General features: G+C 72.3%; 19 protein-coding genes and 1 pseudogene. 8 read left to right on the forward strand and 12 right to left on the reverse strand.

The features are described from left to right. Positions 1 to 582 precede the first annotated feature (582 nt). Positions 583 to 987 carry a hypothetical protein gene (locus ACZ49B_RS35740; protein WP_468314534.1) on the forward strand — a complete coding sequence of 135 codons (405 nt, stop codon included), beginning with the start codon at positions 583 to 585 and terminating at the stop codon, positions 985 to 987. A gap of 47 nt (positions 988 to 1,034) precedes the next feature. Here the strand turns inward: ACZ49B_RS35740 and ACZ49B_RS35745 are convergent, their stop codons facing one another. The 7 genes and pseudogenes from ACZ49B_RS35745 to ACZ49B_RS35775 all read right to left on the reverse strand — a co-directional run bounded on the left by ACZ49B_RS35745 (position 1,035) and on the right by ACZ49B_RS35775 (position 8,556). After that, the gene (locus tag ACZ49B_RS35745) at positions 1,035 to 2,780 is read right to left on the reverse strand and encodes a SpoIIE family protein phosphatase (protein WP_468314537.1); all 1,746 of its coding nucleotides are present in this window, start codon (positions 2,778 to 2,780) and stop codon (positions 1,035 to 1,037) included. 464 nt (positions 2,781 to 3,244) lie between these two features. Further along, the gene (locus tag ACZ49B_RS35750; RefSeq protein ID WP_468314540.1) at positions 3,245 to 3,445 is read right to left on the reverse strand and encodes a hypothetical protein; all 201 of its coding nucleotides are present in this window, start codon (positions 3,443 to 3,445) and stop codon (positions 3,245 to 3,247) included. Positions 3,446 to 3,753: 308 nt separating this feature from the next. Beyond that, the gene (locus ACZ49B_RS35755) at positions 3,754 to 4,809 is read right to left on the reverse strand and encodes a tartrate dehydrogenase (protein WP_468314542.1); all 1,056 of its coding nucleotides are present in this window, start codon (positions 4,807 to 4,809) and stop codon (positions 3,754 to 3,756) included. Positions 4,810 to 4,879: 70 nt separating this feature from the next. Further along, positions 4,880 to 5,767 carry a LysR family transcriptional regulator gene (locus tag ACZ49B_RS35760; RefSeq protein ID WP_468314545.1) on the reverse strand — a complete coding sequence of 296 codons (888 nt, stop codon included), beginning with the start codon at positions 5,765 to 5,767 and terminating at the stop codon, positions 4,880 to 4,882. Positions 5,768 to 5,871: 104 nt separating this feature from the next. Next, a pseudogene (locus ACZ49B_RS35765) lies at positions 5,872 to 6,285 on the reverse strand (MBL fold metallo-hydrolase); the annotation flags it as partial. 124 nt (positions 6,286 to 6,409) lie between these two features. Beyond that, positions 6,410 to 6,931: a protease inhibitor I42 family protein gene (locus ACZ49B_RS35770; RefSeq protein ID WP_468314548.1), complete on the reverse strand. Its 522-nt coding sequence runs from the start codon at positions 6,929 to 6,931 to the stop codon at positions 6,410 to 6,412. A gap of 659 nt (positions 6,932 to 7,590) precedes the next feature. Beyond that, a complete protein-coding gene (locus ACZ49B_RS35775; RefSeq protein WP_468314551.1) occupies positions 7,591 to 8,556 on the reverse strand; it encodes a pirin family protein in 966 nt (321 codons plus the stop codon). 106 nt (positions 8,557 to 8,662) lie between these two features. On the opposite strand from ACZ49B_RS35775, the gene ACZ49B_RS35780 reads away from it, so the two are divergent. From ACZ49B_RS35780 to ACZ49B_RS35805, 6 genes are all read left to right on the forward strand, one after another. Continuing rightward, positions 8,663 to 9,013 carry a tetratricopeptide repeat protein gene (locus ACZ49B_RS35780; protein WP_468314554.1) on the forward strand — a complete coding sequence of 117 codons (351 nt, stop codon included), beginning with the start codon at positions 8,663 to 8,665 and terminating at the stop codon, positions 9,011 to 9,013. Between the two features lie 93 nt (positions 9,014 to 9,106). Then, on the forward strand, positions 9,107 to 10,294 hold the full coding sequence (locus ACZ49B_RS35785; RefSeq protein WP_468314614.1) for a methyltransferase: 1,188 nt from the start codon (positions 9,107 to 9,109) through the stop codon (positions 10,292 to 10,294). A gap of 52 nt (positions 10,295 to 10,346) precedes the next feature. Further along, on the forward strand, positions 10,347 to 11,243 hold the full coding sequence (locus ACZ49B_RS35790) for a MerR family transcriptional regulator (protein ID WP_468314557.1): 897 nt from the start codon (positions 10,347 to 10,349) through the stop codon (positions 11,241 to 11,243). 107 nt (positions 11,244 to 11,350) lie between these two features. Continuing rightward, a complete protein-coding gene (locus ACZ49B_RS35795) occupies positions 11,351 to 11,998 on the forward strand; it encodes a DUF6230 family protein (RefSeq protein WP_468314560.1) in 648 nt (215 codons plus the stop codon). Then, positions 11,989 to 12,399, forward strand: coding sequence for a DUF6114 domain-containing protein (locus ACZ49B_RS35800; RefSeq protein WP_468314563.1), 411 nt, complete (start codon positions 11,989 to 11,991; stop codon positions 12,397 to 12,399). The genes ACZ49B_RS35795 and ACZ49B_RS35800 overlap by 10 nt, the downstream gene beginning before the upstream one ends. Then, complete coding sequence (locus tag ACZ49B_RS35805; RefSeq protein WP_468314566.1) at positions 12,396 to 13,046, forward strand: hypothetical protein; 651 nt, start codon at positions 12,396 to 12,398, stop codon at positions 13,044 to 13,046. The genes ACZ49B_RS35800 and ACZ49B_RS35805 overlap by 4 nt, the downstream gene beginning before the upstream one ends. 87 nt (positions 13,047 to 13,133) lie before the next feature. Here ACZ49B_RS35805 and ACZ49B_RS35810 read toward each other — a convergent pair whose 3' ends face one another. Next, complete coding sequence (locus ACZ49B_RS35810; protein ID WP_468314569.1) at positions 13,134 to 15,884, reverse strand: penicillin acylase family protein; 2,751 nt, start codon at positions 15,882 to 15,884, stop codon at positions 13,134 to 13,136. Positions 15,885 to 16,041: 157 nt separating this feature from the next. Here ACZ49B_RS35810 and ACZ49B_RS35815 point away from each other — a divergent pair, with 157 nt between their 5' ends. After that, positions 16,042 to 16,374, forward strand: coding sequence for a DUF2087 domain-containing protein (locus tag ACZ49B_RS35815; protein WP_468314572.1), 333 nt, complete (start codon positions 16,042 to 16,044; stop codon positions 16,372 to 16,374). On the opposite strand, the gene ACZ49B_RS35820 is transcribed toward ACZ49B_RS35815, so the two are convergent. The 4 genes from ACZ49B_RS35820 to ACZ49B_RS35835 all read right to left on the reverse strand — a co-directional run bounded on the left by ACZ49B_RS35820 (position 16,346) and on the right by ACZ49B_RS35835 (position 21,200). Further along, on the reverse strand, positions 16,346 to 17,785 hold the full coding sequence (locus tag ACZ49B_RS35820; RefSeq protein ID WP_468314575.1) for a dihydrolipoyl dehydrogenase family protein: 1,440 nt from the start codon (positions 17,783 to 17,785) through the stop codon (positions 16,346 to 16,348). The genes ACZ49B_RS35815 and ACZ49B_RS35820 overlap by 29 nt on opposite strands. 83 nt (positions 17,786 to 17,868) lie before the next feature. Then, positions 17,869 to 18,273, reverse strand: coding sequence for a thioredoxin family protein (locus ACZ49B_RS35825; RefSeq protein WP_468314578.1), 405 nt, complete (start codon positions 18,271 to 18,273; stop codon positions 17,869 to 17,871). A gap of 107 nt (positions 18,274 to 18,380) precedes the next feature. Further along, complete coding sequence (locus tag ACZ49B_RS35830) at positions 18,381 to 19,820, reverse strand: aldehyde dehydrogenase family protein (protein WP_468314581.1); 1,440 nt, start codon at positions 19,818 to 19,820, stop codon at positions 18,381 to 18,383. Positions 19,821 to 19,982: 162 nt separating this feature from the next. Continuing rightward, positions 19,983 to 21,200 (reverse strand): thiolase family protein, encoded by a 1,218-nt coding sequence (locus ACZ49B_RS35835; RefSeq protein WP_468314584.1) that lies wholly within the window; start codon positions 21,198 to 21,200, stop codon positions 19,983 to 19,985. Between the last annotated feature and the right edge of the window lie 217 nt (positions 21,201 to 21,417).

The raw sequence follows: 21,417 nt of genomic DNA on the forward strand, positions 1-21,417 counted from the left end.
GGTCCGCCGCGGCCAGTCCCAGGACCAGGACCGCCGCGGGCCGCAGCTCCGCCCACGAGCGCGCGGCGCTCGCCGCGTCGGGGCAGCGGCCCGCGTGGAGGACGGTCGTGTAGCCGTGGCGGTCGAGTTCGCTTTGCACATCGTCCACCCACCCGCTGACCAGGCTGCCGATCACGGAGACCGATGTCGGCAGCAGGACCCGGCTGCTGTGCCCGGCACGCAGAGAGCGAGCGGCAGCATGCGGCACGTACCCGAGGTCCTTGGCCGCGGCCGGCACCCGGGCCCGAGCGCCGGCGCCGACCCGGTGGCCCTGGGTGTCGTTTTAAGACGAAGGAGACGGTGGTGCGGGACACCCCGCGAGGCGGGCCACCGCCGTGCTGGTGACGGAGGCAGCGCCTGGCGATTCTTTGGTCATGACGTCCCCCTTGGCTCGCTTTTCCGGCCGTCCGACCGCTTGCCCATCGAGGTTACACGCGTAAGCGAAGGCTCCACGGCATGGACCGGCCTCGCTTGCTTCCCGACATATACCGCCACCAACTGACGATCGCCGGATGACCCGAAGACTCATGACCCAGCGGCACGATGCGCGTGCCGCTGGGCGATGCCCGCCTGAGTTCCGCGGCGGCCGCCGGGCGACCGACCGTCACGGACGCCGCCGACCGGGCCCTGTGGGACGGCTCGCCGGTACCCGACATCGCCGGGCGCCGGGCGCGGAGCGACATCACGTGCGCAGCATGCCGAGTCCGCACCGGGGACCCGCTCATTCCCTGCCTGACGGCCGCCGACACCGACCTTCTCCTCCACGACGCGCAAGACGCACTGCCGGTGTCGTTCGCCCCGATCCGGCCCGGCCCGAACGCTCCGGCCGCCGTGCCTGTGATGCCCACCGTGATGGGAGTACCGGAGAAGCGGCAGGACGCGCGGGCAACCGGCAGCAGCCCGACGCCGCGTACGTGGACCTGGTGGAACTCCATGAACGGTTGGTGACCTCGGGGAACGGTTGGTGACCTCGGGCCGGAAGCCGCGAGGGCACCTCAGACGAGGGACCTGCCTAGGGGCTGCTCCGTCCAAATGGTCTTGCCGGTGCTGCTGAAGCGGCAGCCCCAGCGGTCGGTGAGCTGGGCCACGAGGAACAAGCCCCGCCCGCCCTCGTCCGTCTCCCGTGCACGACGCAGGCGTGGCTGAGTGCCACTGGGGTCGGACACCTCGCAGACGAGCACCTCTCGGTCGCGGATCAGCCGGAGCCCGACCGGCCCGCCTGCATAGCGGATCGCGTTCGTGACGAGCTCGCTGACGACGAGCTCGGTCACGAAGCCCAGTTCGTCCAACTGCCAGTCGGACAGCCGGCCCACCACCAGCTCGCGGGCCTGAGCGACGAGGGACAGGTCGGGTTCGAGTTCCCACTCGGCGACCTGATGGGAAGAGAGGGCGTGGATACGGGCGAGCAGCAAGGCGGCATCGTCGACGGGCTCTTGAGGCCGCACTTCGTCGAAAACGCTCCGGCCGATCTCGTCGAGGGGAAGCCTCGGCGCGGCTCCGATGAGCGAGCCCCTCAGCCTGTCCATCCCCTCCTCGATGTCGCCGCCTCGGCTCTCCACGAGTCCGTCCGTGAAGAGCGCAAGCAAACTGCCGGGCTGCACGCCGAACTCCATTACTTCGAAAGGCACTCCGCCCACCCCCAGCGGTGGTCCCGGCGTCACCCCGAGGAAGACCGGCTCCCCATCCGGCGGCAGAAGGACCGGCGGCGGATGTCCCGCGGCGGCAGCGGCGCACTGCCCCGTCACCGGGTCGTACACGGCGTACAGGCACGTCGCTCCCAGCACCGCGGGCTCGGAACGCTCGGATCGCACGGAACCGGACTCGCCGGCCGTCTGCTCGTCGGAGAAGCCGAGCACCAGGTCGTCGAGATGCGTGAGGAGCTCGCCCGGATCCAGGTCGAGGTCGGCGAGGGTCTGCACCGCGGTCCGCAGGCGCGCCATGGCCGCGGTGGCTTCGAGTCCGTGTCCGACGACGTCCCCGACGACGAAGGCCACACGCAGCGACGACAAGGGGATCACGTCGAACCAGTCCCCGCCGACCCCTACACCGCCGCCCGCCGGCTGGTACACCCCCGCCGTGTCCGCGGCGGCCACGTTCAGGGCGGAGTGCGGCAGCAGGCTTCGCTGCAGGGCCACCGCCGAGCGGTGTTCCTTGGTGTAGCGGCGGGCGTTGTCCACGCCGAGTGCGGCCCTGGAGACGACGTCCTGCAACAGGGCGGCGTCCTCCTCGACGAACGCGGAAGGCAACTGACTGCGCCAGACGGTGACGCAGCCGAGGATCAGCCCCCGCGCGTAGAGCGGCACCGCGATGGAGGAGTGGGCGCCGCTCGGGACGAACAACGGCAGGGTCTCCGGATCCACGCCGAGCTTCGCGTGCAGGATGGCGACGTCCGGCACCAGCACGGGCAGCCCCTGCATGAGGGGACGCATCAACGAACTGTCCGTCACGGGAGGTAGCGCCTCTCCCACCGCCAAGAGGTCCTCGGCGGAGATCTCCGGGCTCTGCGCGGCGGCGGTCCGGCGCAGGCGGACGTCGCCGCTGCTGTCGAGGTGCGGGGGCTCGTCGCCCACCAGCACCTTCTCGGCGATGTCCACGGTCGCCAGGTCGGCGAAATCAGGGACGAGGAGGTTCACCAGGGTCTCGGCGGTCTCGGTCACGTCCAGGGAGGTGCCGATGCCCGCGGCGGCGGCCTGGGAGAGCCCCGTCCGGCGTCTCCACGCCTCTCGCTCGGCTGCCTCCACCGCGGATTCCGCCGGGGCGACCAGGACGAGCCACTGCGCTTCAGCGCCTCCATCACCGGGAGTGCGAGCCGCAAGCGGGACCAGCTTGCAGGCCAGAGGGACCTTTTGACCCGCATGACCGCCATCCGGAATGGTCACCGGATGACCGACCGGTCCCGCATCCGTTCCGGCTCGCGACAGCATCCGCAGCAAGGGCGCACAGGTCCGACCCGGCGGGCATTCCAGCAGCGTCGCGGCCCACTCCGAACGGGCGATGACCACGCCTTCGCCGTCCAGGACGACCGCTCCCGTGTCGCCGAAAAGCGCCGAGGCCGACCTCGGGCCGCGATGCTCCGGTTCACGCATGTCGCCTCCACGCACCGTGACCTTCAGTATCGTCCGCCAGGGGAGACCCGGCGACCCGCGGTCCGTCCCCTCGCCGGGCGCCCCTCACTGATGGGGGGCCGGTCGGCGGTCAGCAGCGCTCAGTGGCCGTTGCCGCGGCCGGACCGGGCCGCCCAGCGGCCGTCATGTTGGTTGACCTCGATCGGGCGGCCGACGCACGTGGTGAGCAAGCCGCCGGTCAGGACGGCGGCGACCGGGCCCGTCGCATGGACGCGGCCCTCGCGCAGCAGCAGCGCATGGCTCGTACTCGGGGCCAGTACCTCCACGTGGGCATTCCCCATGCCCTCCCGCCGGAAGGACCCCTACGCTTCCCGGTCCCGGTCCCGGCCTGGGGCGGCGTCCGTCCGGCGACTCCTTCGGCGTCGCTCCCCCGCAGCTGCCCCTGGTCCCGGGAATGCCCGCGGGCTGGCGGCCGGAGGACTGCCTGGACTGCCTGGACTGCCTGGACTGCCTCAGCGTCAACGTATGGACGCCGGGCGGCGCCGGTGACCGACTGCCGGTCGTGGTGTGGATCTACGGTGGAGGGTGGAAATCGGGCTACTCCGCCGACCCGGGTGGAGCGGGGCGGGGCGGGCTCCGCCTGCGGCTCTCAGAGGTGTTGAAGCACGGCGGAGGTGAATTCGGCGGTGGACGCGGAACCCGCGAGGTCCCGCGTCCGCACCGATGTGGTGGCCAGGACACGGGCGATGGCGCCGGTGACGTCCGCCGCGGCCTCGGCCTGCCCGAGGTGGTCGAGCATCATCGCGGCGGACCAGATCGCCCCGATCGGGTTGGCGATGCCCTGCCCGGCGATGTCCGGGGCCGAGCCGTGGACCGGCTCGAACATGGAGGGGTGATCGCCCTGCGGGTTGAGGTTGGCGGACGGCGCGATGCCGATGCCGCCGGCCACCGCCGCCGCCAGGTCGCTGAGGATGTCCCCGAAGAGGTTGGACGCGACGACGACGTCGAAGCGGGCCGGGTCGAGGACGAACTTGGCGGCGAGCGCGTCGATGTGCTCCTGGTCCCAGTCGACCGACGGGTGGTGTGCCGACCGCTCGGCCACCAGCTCGTCCCAGAACGGCATCGTGTGCACGATGCCGTTGGACTTCGTCGCCGAGGTGAGGCGCCCGCCGCGTCGCTCGGCGAGGCCGAAGGCATAGTCCACGACCCTGGTCACTCCTGCCCGCGTGAACACGGCTTGCTGGACGGCCATTTCATCGGGGCCGCCGCGGTTCATCCGGCCGCCGATCTCGCTGTACTCGCCTTCGGTGTTCTCCCGTACGACCACGAAGTCGACGTCACCGGACGTGGCCCCGCGCACCGGGCTGGGAAGGCCGTCGAACACCCGGATCGGCCGGAGGTTCACGTACTGGTTGAAGGCCCTGCGGATCGGGATGAGCAGCCCCCACAGGGAGACGTGGTCGGGCACGCCCGGGTAGCCGACGGCGCCGAGGAGGATCGCGTCATGGCGGCGGAGCTGCTCCAGCCCGTCTTCGGGCATCATCGAGCCGGAGCGGAGGTAGCGCTCGCAGGACCAGTCGAACTGCTCATAGGTGAACGTGATCGCGTAGCGCTGCCCGATGGCGTCGAGCACCTCGCGTGCCGCGGGCAGGACTTCGGTGCCGATGCCGTCACCGGGGATGAGGGCGATGCTGTGGTTCGTCATGCCTCGAATTCCAGCAAGCGGACATCGCCCGGGTCCAACACGTATCGCCGATGTCCCTCATAGGCGACTCCTATGAGTCGACTCGGGCGCCGGCTGCGATGTCCAGGAACTCACGGGCCGCCGGCGTCTGCTCCCCCTTGCGACGCACCAGGACGTTGTGCTGAACGGCGGGCGGCTCCAGGTCGAGGACGAGGGCTCCCGCCCGTCGGGAAAGCTCGGCCCACGATTCCGTCACCACCGCCAGGCCCACGCCCTTCAGCACGAGGGGCAGGAAGGCCATGCGGTGCTCGGTCTCCACCGCGATGCGGAGGTCGACCCCCTGCGCCTTCAGGTCGTCGACGTAGCTGCGGATGCCCGTCCCCCGCTGCCCCACGATCAGCCGCTGCCCTGCGAGCTGTTCTCGCTGTACCGGCCGCCCGGCCGGGAACGGGCCGTCCGGGGGCGTGACCAGGACGAGCCGGTGGTCCCCGACGTGGTGCTGGACGACCTCCGGACTCGCCAGCGGTGACGAGGTGGTCAGCAGCCCGAGTTCGCATGCTCCCGTACGCACCATCTCGACCACGTCCGCACAGGTCAGGGCGATGCGCAGCCTGAGCGAAACCGCCGGATGGCGGTCGGTGAACTGCTGGACCATGGTGCTGAGGGGCTCGACCGAGGGTGAGGCCATCGCGGCGATGTCCAGCCGTCCGGAACGCAGTTCACGGACGGCGCCGACGCTGGCCCTGGCCAGCTCCAGGCCGTTCAGCGCTGCGCGTGCCGGCGAAACCAGTGCGCTTCCGGCCTCGGTCAGAACCGCCTTCCTCCCCACCCGGTGGAACAGGCTGCTGCCCAGGTCCCGCTCCAGCCCCCGGATGGCCTGCGACAGCGACGGCTGCGAGACGTAGAGCGCCGAGGCCGCACGGTTGAAGCCGCCGTGATCCACGATGGCGAGGAAGTACTCCAACTGCCGGAAATCCACGGTTCAGCGTAGCCGGTCGGCGACGCACCGCACGGTCCCGTCCGCGCCGCGCTGGAGGAGGCCTTCGCGTCGGTGTCGAAGAAGCTCGGTACGTCGGGTTCGATGAACTGCACGGGATGGTGCACGAGGTCACCGGTGAGCACCGCGCTCTCCTCCCCGGACTCCGCTACGACGTCGACCTGCCCGGGAGTGTGCCCGGGGGCGGGTTCCCGGCGCACCCCGTCGCCCACCTGGTGATCAGCTTCGACGGAGTCGACGAGGCCTTCGTCGACCAGGGGCTGCATCGTGTCGCGGAGGTCGGCATCCGGTTCACCGGTCCAGTGATCCCATTCCACCCGCGTGACGAGGTGGCGCGCCCGCCGGAACGACGGCACCCGCTTTCCCTCCACCAGGCGCGTGTTCCATCCGATGTGGTCGAAGTGCAAGTGGGTGCACACGACGGTGTCGATCCACTCCGGCGGGTATCCGAGGGCGGTGAGGTCCTCGAGCCATGTCGTGTCCAGCTTGGGCAGCGACACCTGCGTCGGCAACGCCCGGGCGTCGGTGCCGAAGGTGCCGTCCGGCCGGCTGTGGTCGGGCGTCGGCCACGGGCCTCTCCCAGGTGAACGGGAGGGGCCAGAGGATCCGAACCGCGGCTGTGGCTCAGTTGACGGTGACGGTGTAGGTGATGCGCTCGGGCGCCTGGGAGGGGGTGGTCGCCCCTGTGGCCGGGGTGGCGGAAGGCCCGGTCGTCTCGGGGGGCAGGGTGGAGGTGTTGCCCTGGCAGGTGGTGAACGTGCAGTGCAACAGCGTGAACCGGGTGGTCCCCTTGCCCTTGGCCTCGAAGGTGAAGGTGAGCCGGCCGCCGCCGCCGGCCGCCTCTTCGCCGCCGGAGTCCGACGCGTGGACCTGGCCGCGGCTGACGAGGACGGAGCTGTCGGGCTCGGGGCCGACCAGGTACCAGTACTCGCGGGTGGAGGCGTTCTGACCGACGGTGAGCGTGAAGCGCTCGCCCGGCTCGGCAGTGATGCTGGTGTCCTTCACCGGGCGGCTCGTGGAACCTCCGGCCTGCCCGTCGGTGCCGGAGCCGCAGGCCGTGGCGAGAGCGAGGAGCGCGGCCGCCGCGATCGCCGCACCGCCCCTGCTGCCACGGAAGAGGGGCGCTGTGCGCGTTGGGGAAATCACTGGTGTAAGCCTTGCCCATGTAGCCGTTGATGAAGTCGTCCACGCCGACCCAGGTGACCGAGCCCCAGGGGACACACCCGAAGCATGTCACCCTCCTGGGTGATGACGGTCATCGCGTGGGCGCTCCCCTCGCACGTCGCCCGGGCCCGGGCCGCACCCGAACGCTGTCGGGCCAGTCCGGCGAACACGGGGTGCCGCCGGCTCAGCGGCAGAGCCGGGCCCACGCGCGGATGCAGGGACGTCACGTCAGGAACCGGAGACCCCGTGTCAGCGTCAGGCAGGACTCAGGCCCGGAGCCTGCGTCACCCGGTGAGAGCCGCACGCCACGGCTCACCCGGAACGAAGGTCGGGAAGGGGACGGCGTCGGACGGCGGAGCCCCGCGCCCCGGGCGTACTTGTCCCGGTTGAGCACGGCAGCACGCCACTGCACGCATCCGGCCCAAGTCGGCGCACCCGTGGTCCGCCGCCGGGGCGCCACTCCATCCCGGCCGTCGACGTCTGTACCGCCACAGCCCCCACAAACGGTGGGTTTGCTCGGTACAAAACGACGACGCCTCGCCGACGCCCGCAAAACGGGTCGGCCGCTCCCCGGTGGCGGATCGTTCCCGCGGGGAGCGACCCGGCTGTCGATGGAGCGGCCGTACGCATGAAACCGCAGTTCAGCGCACACGACCTCGGGGCTTCAGGGGGGTCGGAGGGAGGGCCGGTGCGGGGATCGGGGGGCCGTCGTAGCCTTTTACCTCGCCGTAGCGGTTGCCGGTCATCCAGTCCTCGCGGAACTCCTCGATGTCCGCCTGGCTGCGGCCGATCCAGTTCCAGAACATCACGATCTCCTCCTCGAACGGCTCGCCGCCCAGCAGCATCAGGCCGGCGTCCGAGGTCGCGCGCAGGGGGAGTTCCGTGCGGCCGCAGCCGAGGTAGAGCATCGAGCCCGGGAGGACCGGGACGCCGTCGACGTGGGCCTCGCCCGACATCGACAGGACCGCGTACTCGAAGTCCGGGTTCAGCGGGAGCCGGGTCTCGGTGCCCGCCGCGAGGGCGAGGTCCGCGCCGACGATCGGGCTGTACGCCGTGCCCGGCGAGGTCGCCGTGTCCAAGGTGCCCAGGATGACCGTCGCGGTCAGGCCCGGGGCGGTCACCTGCGGGAGCTCCGCGTGGTGCTGGAAATGGGGCTCCACGTTCCGGTGGTCCTCCGGGAGGGCCACCCACAGCTGGGCCCCGTGCAGGAGGCGGCCGTGCGGGCGGGGGCTCTCCTCGGAGTGGCTGATGCCGCGGCCCGAGGTCATCAGGCCGAGCTCGCGCGGGCGGATCGTCTCGAGGCTGCCCACGCTGTCGCGGTGCAGCACCTCGCCGTCGTGCAGCCAGCTCACGGTCTGGAGCCCGGAGTGCGGGTGCGGGGCGACCTGCATGCCGGGCTCGCCGGCGATGTCGTCCGGGCCGTAGTGGTCGACGAAGCACCAGGCGCCCACCATGCGGCGTCCCAGGTTGGGCAGGAGTCGGCGGACCTCGGTGGATTCCCCGAGCTTGACCGTGCGCGGGCTGAGGAGCTCGCGCACGGGTTCGGCCACGACGAAGCCGCGGCCGCCGCAGGCGGAGAGAGCGGGCTGGCGATCGAGATTGCTCATACCGCACAACTTAGTACCGCCACCGGCGCCGCGTTCGGTGGAATGTCCGGCTGCCGTCACGTGTTGGAGGGGGCGGACGCACCACCTGAACGGCGGAAGGGACGCGATGAACGCGCCGACGACGTATTTCGAGCACGGGACGGCAGCCGAGCGCTGGGACCGGGCCCGGCTCTTCTTCGACGCGAAGGAGTACGCGACGGCGGCACACGTCCTGGCCGCACTGGCCGACGAGGCCCCCGAGCAGCTGGCGCCCCGGCTGCTGCTGGCCCGCGCCTACTACCACTCCGCCCAGCTCTCCCGCGCCGAGCACGAGCTCCGCGCCATCCTGGAGCGCTGGCCCGTGGAGGACTACGCGCAGCTGATGCTCGGCCGGACGCTGGAGCGCCAGGGCCGGGCCACGGAGGCCCGCCCCCACCTGCGGATGGCCGCCGCCATGGCCGGCGACTTCCCCGAGTAGCGCACCCACCGCGCACCGGCTGGCGCACCCACCGGCCCCGTGCATGCGGGGCCGGGCGGCCGCCTCGGTTAGCCTGGGGACACGATGAACCGTCTGACCACGCCTTTCGGCTCCTACGAGCTCACCCGCTTCCCCGAAGACCCGCGCGACCAGCTGCGCGCCTGGGACGCCGCCGACGAGTACCTGCTGCGCCACCTCGACTCCGGTACGGGGGAACACGGCCCCGTGGACCTGGCCGGCGCCGGGCAGATCACCGTCCTCGGGGACCGCTGGGGTGCGCTGACGACGGCACTCGCCGCGTACCGACCGACGCAGATCACCGACTCCTACCTCACCCGGGCCGGTACCGCGGCCAACCTGGACCGCGCGGGGATCGGCACCGCCAAGACCACGGTGCGGCTGCTGACCACGCAGGACGCACCGCCCGAGCGGATCGACGTACTGCTCGTCCGGGTGCCGAAGAGCCTGGCGCTGCTCGAGGACCAGCTGTACCGGCTGGCCCCGCACGTGCACGCGGGCACCGTCATCGTGGGCACGGGCATGGTCAAGGAGATCCACACCTCCACGCTGAAGCTCTTCGAACGCATCCTCGGCCCGACGAAGACCTCGCTCGCCGAGAAGAAGGCCCGCCTGATCTTCTGCACGCCCGGCGCCACGTCGACGCGGACCGTCGACCCGTGGCCGTTGACGTACACGCTGGACGCGGAGGCGGGCTCGGGCTCGGGCCTGACCGCCGTCAACCATGCCGGGATCTTCTGCGCGGACCGGCTCGACGTCGGCACCCGCTTCTTCCTCCAGAGCATCCCGAACAACACGAACGGCGCCCGGGTCGTGGACCTCGGCTGCGGCAACGGCATCGTCGGCACGGCGGTCGCGGTCGCGGACCCGAAGGCCGAGATCGTGTTCACCGACGAGTCGTACCAGGCCGTCGCCTCGGCCAAGGCCACGTTCCGCGCCAACGTCCAGCACGAGCGCGAGCGGGCCGACTTCCTCGTCGGTGACGGCGTCGCCATGCTGGACCCGGCCTCGGTGGACCTCGTGCTGTGCAACCCGCCCTTCCACTCCCACCAGGCGACGACGGACGCGACGGCGCTGCGCATGTTCGCGCAGTCGCGCAAGGTGCTGCGTCCGGGCGGCGAGCTGTGGGTGATCGCCAACCGCCACATGGGCTACCACACGCATCTGCGCCGCCTCTTCGGCAACAGCGAAGTCGTCGCGAGCGAGCCGAAGTTCGTCGTACTGCGGGCGGTCAAGCAGGAGATGCGGCCGCGCCCCATGTGACCTGCTGGTATACCCGTCGGTACATCCCGCGGTACGTCCTACACTCGGCCGCGTGAGCAGCCTGGTGCGACAAGACGGCACGGACGACGGCACGGACGCCCGTGCGCACGACGGTACGGACGACCGTGCAGGCGGCGGTACGGACGACCGTGCACGCGGCGGCGCGAGCGGCCGTGCAGGCGACAGATCCGGCGGCGAGCGCTACCGCCGCGAGGACCTGGCCCGGGCGGCCGGCGTCAAGGTGCGCAACCTGCGCTACTACCAGGAGCGCGGGCTGCTCCCGGCGCCGCGCCGCGAGGGCCGGATCGCCTGGTACTCCGCGGACCACCTGACCCGGCTGCGGCTGATCAGCGATCTGCTGGGGCGCGGGTACAGCGTCAACGGCATCGCCGAGCTGCTGCACGCCTGGGAGGCGGGCGGCGGCCTGTCCCAACTCCTGGGTCTGGAGCGGGCGATGACCCGGGACTGGGTCCAGGAGGACCCGGTCACCATGACCCTGGCCGAACTGCGCGAGCTGTTCGGCCCGGCGGCGACGGCCGAGGACACCCGGCGGGCCGCGCAGCTCGGGTACGTACGCATCGAGGGCGACCGGGTCACGCACCGGAGCCGGCGGCTGCTGGAGGCGACGCTCACGCTCGTACGCCAGGGCGTGCCGCTGGCGGAGATCCTCGATGCGGGGGACTTCGTACAGACGCAGGCGACCGCGCTCGCCGACCGGTTCGTCGGACTGTTCCGGCGGCATGTGATCGGCCCGGACGGGCTGGAGCGGCTTTCGGCCAGCCAACTGGATCACATCTCGGACGCGGCGGGGGCGCTGCGTCCCGTGGCGGGCGAGGTCGTGGCCGCGGAGTTCGCCCGGGCGATGGCCCGGCGGATGGAGGCGGAGGTCGCCGAACTGCTGCGCAAGGAGGCGCACAAGGAGGCGGAAGAAGCAGTAACCGATCAGTAGGAGTCGGCCGAAAAGGTACGGTCGAACAACCTTGCCAACCCCCATTGGCACTCTTACATTCAACTCGTCGGTAACAACGGTGCACAGCCGAAATAAGGGACGATCTCATGGCAGATTCCCCCAATTTATCGGATTCCCCCGCCCCGCCCGGCAGAGACGACGAGGGCGGCCGCGTCCGCTGGCGCCGTTTCGCCGTCCTCACCGTCCCCGCGATCGCCGTGACCGCGGGCCTCGGCATCGCCCTCGCGCAGGGCGCGCTCGCCGCCTCCTTCGCCGTGTCGGGCCAGCAGTTCAAGGTGTCGGCGACGAGCCTGGAGGGCGAGGGCTTCGCCCAGTACGGCAGCATCGACGTCAACGCCCGCGAGGAGCTCATCCCGGTGGCGGTCACCGCCATCAAGGAAGCCAAGCTCCACAGCCTCTGCCAGTCGGTGGTGACCACGCTCCCGGTCGTCGGCGACATCTCGCTCAATCTCACCGCGGGCAAGAAGACCCCCGTCGAGGCCAGCAACCTGTTCGTCGACGCCACCCAGCTCTCCGGCAACGCCGTCTTCACCAACATCGAGATCGGCCGCGACGCCTCGACCCTCGACAAGGGCCCGACCGAAGCCGTGGGCATGCAGGACCTGTTCGCCCAGCAGGCGGACACCGTCAGCATCACCGATCTGCAGCAGACGGCCTGGGCCACGAACGCCGGCACCTTCAAGCTCTCCGGGCTCGGCATGAACATCAGCAAGGGCAAGAAGGAATGCTTCTGAGCCGCTGGCGGCGGTGGCGCCGGGGCAGGCCGTTCTGGGGAGGGCTCTTCGCCGTCCTCGCCGGCGCCGAGATCTGCGCCCTGCCGCTGGCGCCGCTGAAGGTGATGCTCCAGCAGGGCGTCGCGGGCATCCCGTCCGTCCTGATGGGCATCGTCATGATCGTGCTCGGCCTCACCGCCTGGTTCTCGCCGGCGCAGCGCAGCCTCGCCGGTGTCCTCACCACGCTCATCGCGACCGCCGCGCTCGTCCTGTCGAACCTCGGCGGGTTCCTGATCGGCACCCTGCTCGGGATCCTCGGCGGCGGGCTGATGTTCGCCTGGCAGCCGCGCACCGCGCCCCCGCAGTCCCCCACCCCAACCGGCACCACTGCGCACCCCGATCCCCAAGGAGCACAGCCATGAGCCGCACGCGTACCGCGCTCGTCCTCGGGTTGGCCGCCGCCGGAGCGCTGTCGGTGGCTTCGGTCACCGCCACCGCCGCGCCCTCCCCCCTGGCCGGGTCGACCACCGTCACCCCGGCCCAACACTCCTTCAAGGCCACCCTCAGCGGGAAGGCCACCCTCAAGGCCGGTTCGGTCACGGTGACTTGTACGGTCTCCGTCTCCACCGGCACGGTCCCGGCCGCCCCCGGGAACCAGAACGCGTCGGGGCCCGTCTCGTCGCCGATCTCGCCGCCGACGTACAGCTCCTGCACGTCCAGCGTCTGGGGGGTGACACCGACCGTCACCACCAGCGGCTCCTGGTCGGTGTCGATGCAGAACGGCTCCCCGATCACCGCCACCATGACCGTCCCCGTCGGCGGGCTCGTCGTGCAGACGTCCGGCCTGGCCACCTGTACGGTCACCGCTGCCCCCTCCGCCCCGGCGAACGTCGCCGGGACCTGGGCGAACGGCGCACCGCCGAGCCTGACCTTCGCCAACGCCTCCGTGCCGGTCACGGTCACGGGCGGGTTCGGCTGCCCGACCAGCGCGACCTCGTCCGTCTTCAACGCCGTGTACAAGGTCACCGACACGACCGACCCGGCGCAGCAGATCACCGTCGGCCCCTGACGGACGACGGCCCGCGCACGAGGAGGCCCGCCGGCCCCGGAGCGATCCGGGACCGGCGGGCCTTCCACACGGGCGGCTGACCGGACCTCAGCGGTGCGCCGGGAACTCCACCACCTGCTGGTACGTGGGCCGGTTCTGCCAGTTGATCTGCGGATGGCTCAGCCCACCCACCGGACGCTGCACGATCGCGTCCGCGCACCACTGGTTGCCGGCCGCGCAGGTCCCGTCGGCCGGGTACACGGCCGCCGGGGTGGCAGCGGCCGCCTGCCTGAGCGTGGCCGCCACGGCGTCACGGCACGCCGACAGCGAGCCGTCGCCGCAGTACGCCTTGGCCAGCGGACCGGCGACCGGGCGCCCGAGCACCGTGCGCAGGTCCTTGTCCGCGTAGCTCCACCAGCCGTACTGGAAGGCCGACCCGGCATGCGAACCGGTGGGCCCGTGGCCCGCGTTGGGCGCCTCGTCGACGGTGAGGGAGGCGCGCAGCGCGTCGTACAGCGGCGCCCCGAGCCCCGGTTCGAACTCGGCCTCGATCAGCAGCGGCCACCAGGCGTCCATGATCCGGATCGCATCTGCGTGCGCGTACGTCTTCGAGCCCTGCGCGGTCTCCTTGCGCTCGGTCCCCGCCGCCTGCCACGCCGCCAGCTTGTCGACGGCCGCGGCCACCGCCGGATCGGTGACCGGCCGGCTGCGCAGCACCGCGAGCAGCTCGGGCAGCAGGTTCTCGGCCCGCAGATCGGTGACGGCCGCGTCCGCCATGGCCTGGGTGAGCTTGGCCCGCGTGACCCCGCCAGCGGCGACGAGCGGTTTCACACGCTGGTCGATGAGGTCACCGCGGTGCACGGAACCCATCCCGAAGCCGGCCGCGCTGTAACCCTCGGCCTGCTTGTTGTTCCAACTGACGTAGTAGTCCTGCCCGATGGACTGCGGGTGTTCGGCGGGCGCGGTGTAGGCGGCGGTGTTGGCCGCCGGGTCGAAGCCCTGCCACTCGTACTGCTGCCGGGCGTGCACGGGGAGGGCGGCGTCGACCCCTGCCGGGCGGACCGGGTTCAACCCGCTGTTGTAGTACGCCGCTTCGTGCGCGTCCGCGTAGAACCAGTTGAAGGCGTAGCCGATGTGCTGGGCGGCCTGCTGGAACGTACGGGCGTCCTTGACGTACGAGGGGTCGTTCAGCATCTGGAAGCCGATGATCGAGTCGGCCTCGTGGCGGTACGTGGAGCGCAGCGCGGTGTAGGCCACGGGCTTGCCCGCGACGGTGGCGCGGTGGGTGACGATGCCGTAGTGCGTCCGCCAGACCTGCATCCGGTACGAGCCGTTCGGCGTCGGGTCGGCCACCGAGGACTTCCAGGCGTTGGTGCGCTCCAGCTTCTCCATGGGGACGCAGGTGCCGCGGTACCGGTACGAGGCGCTGGTCGTGGTCGGGGCGCCGCCGCCCGGCTCGCACAGCTCGACGGCGAAGGTGTCGGTGATGTCCTGCCCGGCGGAGGTGGCGCTCCAGGCGTAGTCCTGGCCGCGGCCGAGCTGGACGTACATGCTCACGCCGGCGAAGGAGGCGCCGCGGGCGCTGATGCCGGGGCCCTGGAGCTCCTGGAGCATGAGGAGTTGGGGCGCGAGGTAGCCGGTCTGCGGGCCGAAGACGGCGACGGGGTGACCGCTCGCGGTCTTCGCCCCCGAGACGAGCAGGGCGTTGGACATGCTCTGCTTGACCGGCTTCGGCGGGTTGGCGGCGGCCGCGGTCGCCGCGGCGCCTGTACGGTCGTAGACCAGCTGCTCGGCGGTGACCGAGCCGGGGTCCGGGAGCGCGGTGCCCTGCGGGTTCGCGGGCTTCTGCGCGTACGGGAAGCTCGTGCCGTCGTGGACGGTGAGCACGGCCTCGGGGTCGTTGCGCTCCCGGAAGGACTCCCAGACCCGGGTGCCCTCCTCGAGGCCGTACTTCTGCTGCGCGGAGAGCAGGGAGAGCGCGGCCTGCACCTCGCCGCCGCCTCCGCCGCCGAACAGGCCGCCGACGACGGAGGCGAGGGCGATCAGGTCGGTCATCTTGAAGGGCTGTATCTCACCGGCGTTGGTGATCGCGTCGATGTGGCCGGTGAGGACGTACTCGCCGGGGAAGTAGCGGCCGTTCTTCGACTGGACGCGGTAGGCGTTGATCCCGTCCACGTACGCCTGCGCGTCCTCCATCGCGAGGCGGCCGCGGTCGCCCTCGGTGGTGCGGATCCGGTCCACCTGGGCCTGGAGATCCGCCTCGGTGTACGGGGCCTGCGGCCAGAACTGCTGCTCCAGGCCCTGGTTGGCGAGGGCGCCGCCCGCGAACGGGGTCAGGTCGCCGCGGCCGACGTGGCGGAAGAGGTCCATCTGCCAGAGCCGGTCCTGGGCGGCGGCGAAGCCGGCGCCGTAGGAAGTGCCGTAGCGGGTGGTGCCCTTGATGTGGGGGACGCCGGTCTTCTTGTCGCGGGTGATGGTGACGTCGGGGCGCGGGCTGGAGGTCGACTCGACCTGGCCGGCGGGGACGCCGAAGGAGGCGTCGTTGAAGAAGTCGTTGACCTTGGCGTCGGTGAGGCCGGGATAGCCGGCCACCAGCGCGTCGTAGCGGGCCAGTTGGTCGGAGGCGTGGGCGGGCATCGTGCCGAACGCCTTGTGCAGGAGGATCTGGGCGAGGGTCGCGTTGCCGTTCTGGCCGGGCGGCAGGATGTCCGCGCACTGGCCGCCGCAGTAGTCGGCGATGGGAAGCGGCACGGGATCGGCGGCAGCGGCCGCGGGTGCGAGCGGGGAGAGCAGGGCGGCGCCGAGGGCGATCACCCCGGTGGCGACGGCAGTTCTCAGGCGAGCGGTGGGACGTCGCATGGGTGCTCCTCCGTGGGGGGCAGGAACCGGTCACGGGGGAGGGTACTGGTGGGAACTACCGCTCAGTAAGATGAACGACCGTCACTTTTCAGTTGGCGTCGCCGTCGAGGACATAAATCCGTTGCCGGGACTGCGGGAGTCGGACAGGCTCGCTGCCATGTCTCAGACCGCCCTGCCCCCGACTGCCGTGCCCCGGAACGTGCGCCACGTCGCCGACCTGTTCTCCGACGGCCGGCTCATCGCGATCCCGCGCAAGGCCGCCCGCCGCGAGCAGTTGCTGGCCCACCTCGCCGAAACCCTCTTCGCGGAGGGCCGGGCGTACACCGAGCCCGAGGTCAACGACGCGCTGCGCACCGTGCACGAGGACTGCTCGGCGCTGCGGCGGTACCTGATCACCTCGGGCCTGCTGACCCGCACCCGGGACGGCAGCAGCTACCGCCGGGCCGGCGTGGTGGACTCGGCTATCCCCGGTACGTCTCCAGCAGCCTGAGCCAGATCTCGCTGATCGTCGGGAACGCCGGGACCGCATGCCACAGCCGGTCGATCGGGACCTCCCCCGCAACGGCGATCGTGGCCGCGTGCACGAGCTCGGCGGCGCCCGGGCCGACGAAGGTGACCCCGAGGAGCACCTCCCGGTCCAGGTCGACGACCATCCGGGCCCGGCCGCGGTACCCGTCGGCGTACAGGCCCGCGCCCGAGACCTTGCCCAACTCGTAGTCGACGGCACGCACCCGGTGGCCGGCCCGCTCGGCCTCGGCGAGCGTGAGGCCCACGGCCGCCGCCTCCGGGTCGGTGAACACCGCCTGCGGAAGGGCCTGCGTATCGGCCGTCGCCGCGTGCGCGCCCCAGCGGCCGGTGTCCAGTTCGGTACTGCCCGCCGCGCGGGCCGCGATCGCGGCGCCCACGATGCGGCCCTGGTACTTGCCCTGGTGCGTCAGCAGCGCGCGGCGGTTCACGTCGCCGACGGCGTACAGCCAGTCGTGGCCCTCGACCCGGCAGCTGTCGTCGACCGGGATCCAACCCCCGGGCGTCAGCCCCACGGTCTCGAGCCCGATGTCCTCGGTGTGCGGCGAGCGCCCGGTCGCCATCAGCAGCTCGTCGCCCTCCAGGATCTCGCCGCCCTCCAGCACGACCTGCACGGGCCCGGTCGAGCCGTCCCGTACGACCGCCTCGACGGAGACGTCCGTACGGACCACCGCGCCGGCCTCGCGCAGCGCCTCGGCGACCAGCTCCCCGGCGAAGGGCTCCATCCGCGGCAGCAGCCCGGAGCCGCGTACGAGCATCGTGACCTGGGACCCGAGGGCCTGCCAGGCCGTGGCCATCTCGGCGGCCACCACCGAGCCGCCCACGATCAGCAGCCGGCCCGGCGCCTGCCGGGCGGAGGTGGCCTCGCGACTGGTCCACGGCCGCGCCCCGGCGAGTCCGGGCACGTCCGGGACCAGGGCGCGGGTGCCGGTGGCGACGACCACCGCGTGCCGCGCGGCGAGCACGTGGTGCTCCCCCTCGGGGCTGGTGACGGCCACCTTGCGGAGGCCGTACAGGCGGCCGTGGCCCCGGTAGAGGTGGGCGCCGGTCGAGGCGATCCAGTCGACCTGGCCGTCGTCCTTCCAGCTGCCGGTCCAGTAGTCGCGGTGCGCGAACACGGCCGCCGCATCGAGCGGCCCCCCGACGGAGCCCGCAAGGCCCGGTACCCGGCGGGCGTCGGCCCTGGCCAGCGCCGGGCGCAGCAGCGCCTTGCTCGGGACGCAGGCCCAGTACGAGCACTCCCCGCCGACGAGCTCGGCCTCCACCAAGGCGGTGGTCAGCCCGGCGGCGCGGGTCCGGTCCACGATGTTCTCGCCGGCCGGTCCCCCGCCGAGCACCACGACGTCGTACTCCACCGCTTCCGACACAGTCACCATCCGTGGTTCCAGGGGCTCATGTCCCTGTCACCTTACGTGGGGACCGCATGCGCCGCGGGAGACGCGCGGCAGCGGGTCGGAGCTCAGGCTTCCGCGGGACCGGCGGAGTCCGCCCGGCCCTGGCCGTCCTGCTGCGACGCGGCGATCTTCGCGCGCACCTCGTCCATGTCCAGCGTCCTCGCCTGCCCGATGAGGTCCGTCAGCGCGGCCTCGGGCAGCGCGCCGGGCTGCGCGAAGATCGCCACCTGGTCCCGGACGATCATCAGCGTCGGGATCGAGGTGATCTGGAAGGCGGCGGCCAGCTCCTGCTGCGCCTCCGTGTCCACCTTGGCGAAGACCAGGTCGGGGTTGGCCTCGGAGGCCTTCTCGTAGACCGGGGCGAACTGCAGGCACGGCCGGCACCAGCCCGCCCAGAAGTCGATCAGCACGAACGGGTTCTCGCTGACCGTCTGGTCGAAGTTGTCCTTGGTGAGCTCGACAGTAGCCACGGCTTCCAGACCTCCTGTGTGGTTCGTATGCAGCTTGAACGATCGGCCGGCCCCGAGCATTCCGCCCGCGGGTCCCGGGCCCGCCGCGGGCCCGGGAGCGGAGGCCCTCAGAAGGGGTGCCCCGCCGGGGTGGAGCGGACCGTGGTCCAGCGCAGCTCCGTGAAGGCGTCCAGGTTCGCCTCGCCGCCGAACCGGGCTCCGGTGCCGGAGGCGCCGACCCCGCCGAAGGGGGCCACCGCCTCGTCGTTCACCGTCTGGTCGTTGACGTGCGCGATCCCGGTCGGGATCCGTCCCGCCAGCTCGAGCCCGCGCGCCGCGTCCCGGGTCACGATCCCGAGGGAGAGTCCGTACGGGCCGGCCGAAGCCAGGGCGACGGCCTCCTCCTCCGTCGCGAAGGACCGTACGGGCGCCACCGGGCCGAAGACCTCCTCCGCGTAGGCGGGGGTGTCGTCGGCGACGCCCGCCAGCACCGTCGGCCGGTAGAACAGCCCCTCGTGGGCGCCCCCGGCGACGAGCTTCGCGCCCTGCTCCGTACTGGCCTCGACCAGGCCGTGGACCCGCTCCAGCTGGCCGCGGTCGATCAGCGGGCCCAGGTGCACCCGGTCGCGGTACGGGTCCCCCACCGCCAGCGCCTCGGCCCGCGCGGCGAGCCGCTCGACGTATTCGTCGTACAGCGAGGCGTGGACGAGGTGCCGGCCGGCCGTCATGCAGATCTGGCCCTGGTGGAAGAACGAGCCCCACGAAGCCTGCGCGACGGCGGCCTCGACATCGGCGTCCCGGAGGACGACGAGGGCGGAGTTGCCGCCCAACTCCAGGTGTGCACGCTTGAGATGACGGCCCGCCAGCTCGCCCACGACCCGCCCGGCGGCCGTGGAGCCGGTGAAGGACACCACCCGGACCAGCGGGTCGGCGACCACCGCGGCCCCGGTCTCGGCGCCCCCGGGCAGCACGTGCAGCAACCCGCCCGGCAGCCCGGCTTCGGCGAAGACGGCGGCGAGCGCGAGGCCGCCGCACACGGCGGTCCGCCGGTCCGGCTTGAGCAGCACCGCGTTGCCGAGGGCGAGGGCCGGGGCGACCGAGCGGATCGCCAGGATCAGCGGGGCGTTGAACGGGGCCACCACGCCCACCACCCCGGCCGGGACCCGGCGGGTGAAGGAGAGCCGCGGCGCCTCGCTCGGCAACACCTGCCCGGCCGGACGGGAGGCCAGCGCGGCGGCCTCGTAGCACTCCTGGGCGGCGACGTGCAGCTCGAAGTCGGCCTTGCCGGGTATCGAGCCGGACTCCCGCACCAGCCAGTCCCGCAACTCCTCGGCGTGGGCGGTGAACAGGTCGCCGGCCCGGCGCAGGACGGCGGCCCGCTCCATGTGGGAGGCCCGCGCCCAGTCCTCCTGGGCGGCCCGGGCCCGTACGGCGGCGTCCGCCACGTCGGCGGGGGCCGCGAGCTCGAGAGTGGCGAGGGTAAGGCCGGTGGCGGGTTCTACGACCGGGGCGGCGCCGCCGGTGAGGGTCGGTCCGTCCTGCCAGAGCATCGGTTCGAGGAGCGGCATGGCGCGGGGCCTCCGGTGGGGATGGGCGGGGCGGGGGGCGGCAGCACGCGCCATCGTGCCAGACCGGAGGCACCACATCTGTTCAGTTATTGGGCAGTTGACGGACCGTCGTGACCGGAAACGATCGACGACCGGGCGCCATAGGGGAGTTCAGGGGAGCGTTCAGCGCTCCAGGACGAGCGCGATGCCCTGCCCGACCCCGATGCACAGCGTCGCCATGCCGGTACCCGAGCCGGCCGCGGCCAGCTGGTGCGCCACCGAGCCGGCCAGCCGCGCCCCGGACGCACCGAGCGGGTGGCCGATCGCAATGGCACCGCCGCGCGGGTTGACCACGGCCGGGTCCAGCTCCGGCCAGGCCGCGAGGCAGCCCAACGCCTGGGCGGCGAAAGCCTCGTTGAGCTCGAGGGCGGTGAGGTCGGCCAGGCTGCGGCCCGCCTTGGCGAGCGCCCGCTGCACGGCGTCGACCGGGCCCAGGCCGAAGAGCTGCGGCTCGATGCCGGTGACCGCGGAGGCACTGATCCGGGCGAGCGGCTCCCGGCCGGTGGCCGCCAGCCCTTCCTCGTCCGTCAGCAAGAGCGCCGCCGCGCCGTCGTTGAGCGGGGAGGCGTTGGCGGCCGTGACCGTACCCGTGCCGTCCGTCCGGAACGCGGGCTTCAGGCGGGCCAGCGCCTCGGGAGTGGAGCCCTCGCGGATGCATTCGTCACGTACGAGGTCCACGCCGGGGTACGGGACGACCTCGTCGTCGTACAGCCCGGCGGCCCAGGCGGCCGCGGCCTTGCGGTGGCTCTCCAGGGCGAACAGGTCCTGGGCCTCGCGGGTGATGCCGTGCTTCTCGGCGATGAGTTCGGCGCCCTCGCCGAGCGAGCCCGTCCACTCCGCGGGCATGCGCGGGTTGGTCATCCGCCAGCCGAGGGTGGTGGACCACATCTGCTGGTGGCCGGCCGGGAAGGCCCGCTCCGGCTTCTGCACCACCCAGGGGGCGCGGCTCATCGACTCCACCCCGCCCGCGATGGCGACGGAGGCGTCGCCCAGCGCGATCGCCCGGGCGGCCTGGATCACGGCTTCGAGACCCGAACCGCAGAGCCGGTTGACGGTGACCCCGGGAACGGACACCGGGAGGCCGGCGAGCAGGACGGCCATCCGGGCCACGTCCCGGTTGTCCTCGCCCGCACCGTTGGCGTCGCCGAAGACGACGTCGTCGATCTGCGCCGGGTCGAGGTCGGGCGTGCGGTCCACCAGCGCCCGTACGACGTGCGCGGCGAGGTCGTCGGGGCGGACCCCGGCGTAGGCGCCGCCGAACTTGCCGATCGGGGTGCGGACGGCGTCGACGACGTACACGTCGCGCACGCTGCGTCCGTCGCGGGCGGTGCGGATGCTCATGGGGGCTCTCCTGGGCGGATCCGTACGGGCGGCGCCGGGGCGGTGCCGGGGTCGGCACCCGGTACGGCGCCGGGCGCGCCCGGTGGGGCGCGCCCGCAGTCTCCGTCCGCAGGTCACCGCCTGTCAACGGCACTCTGCCGGCCATGCGCGGACGGCCTCGGCCGGGCGGGGGGCGACGGTCACGGGCCTGCCGTGACCGGGCCTGCGGTCACGGTCC

The sequence above is a fragment of the Streptomyces sp. NPDC031132 genome (genome assembly GCF_055570595.1).

Bases quoted from the DNA above. Each gene is read 5' to 3' on its own strand.
- ACZ49B_RS35740 (WP_468314534.1), top strand. From the start codon at position 583: ATGCGCGTGCCGCTGGGCGATGCCCGCCTGAGTTCCGCGGCGGCCGCC.
- ACZ49B_RS35750 (WP_468314540.1), bottom strand. From the start codon at position 3,445: ATGGGGAATGCCCACGTGGAGGTACTGGCCCCGAGTACGAGCCATGCG.
- ACZ49B_RS35755 (WP_468314542.1), bottom strand. From the start codon at position 4,809: ATGACGAACCACAGCATCGCCCTCATCCCCGGTGACGGCATCGGCACC.
- ACZ49B_RS35775 (WP_468314551.1), bottom strand. From the start codon at position 8,556: ATGAGCAATCTCGATCGCCAGCCCGCTCTCTCCGCCTGCGGCGGCCGC.
- ACZ49B_RS35780 (WP_468314554.1), top strand. From the start codon at position 8,663: ATGAACGCGCCGACGACGTATTTCGAGCACGGGACGGCAGCCGAGCGC.
- ACZ49B_RS35795 (WP_468314560.1), top strand. From the start codon at position 11,351: ATGGCAGATTCCCCCAATTTATCGGATTCCCCCGCCCCGCCCGGCAGA.
- ACZ49B_RS35800 (WP_468314563.1), top strand. From the start codon at position 11,989: ATGCTTCTGAGCCGCTGGCGGCGGTGGCGCCGGGGCAGGCCGTTCTGG.
- ACZ49B_RS35805 (WP_468314566.1), top strand. From the start codon at position 12,396: ATGAGCCGCACGCGTACCGCGCTCGTCCTCGGGTTGGCCGCCGCCGGA.
- ACZ49B_RS35810 (WP_468314569.1), bottom strand. From the start codon at position 15,884: ATGCGACGTCCCACCGCTCGCCTGAGAACTGCCGTCGCCACCGGGGTG.
- ACZ49B_RS35815 (WP_468314572.1), top strand. From the start codon at position 16,042: ATGTCTCAGACCGCCCTGCCCCCGACTGCCGTGCCCCGGAACGTGCGC.
- ACZ49B_RS35820 (WP_468314575.1), bottom strand. From the start codon at position 17,785: ATGGTGACTGTGTCGGAAGCGGTGGAGTACGACGTCGTGGTGCTCGGC.
- ACZ49B_RS35830 (WP_468314581.1), bottom strand. From the start codon at position 19,820: ATGCCGCTCCTCGAACCGATGCTCTGGCAGGACGGACCGACCCTCACC.
- ACZ49B_RS35835 (WP_468314584.1), bottom strand. From the start codon at position 21,200: ATGAGCATCCGCACCGCCCGCGACGGACGCAGCGTGCGCGACGTGTAC.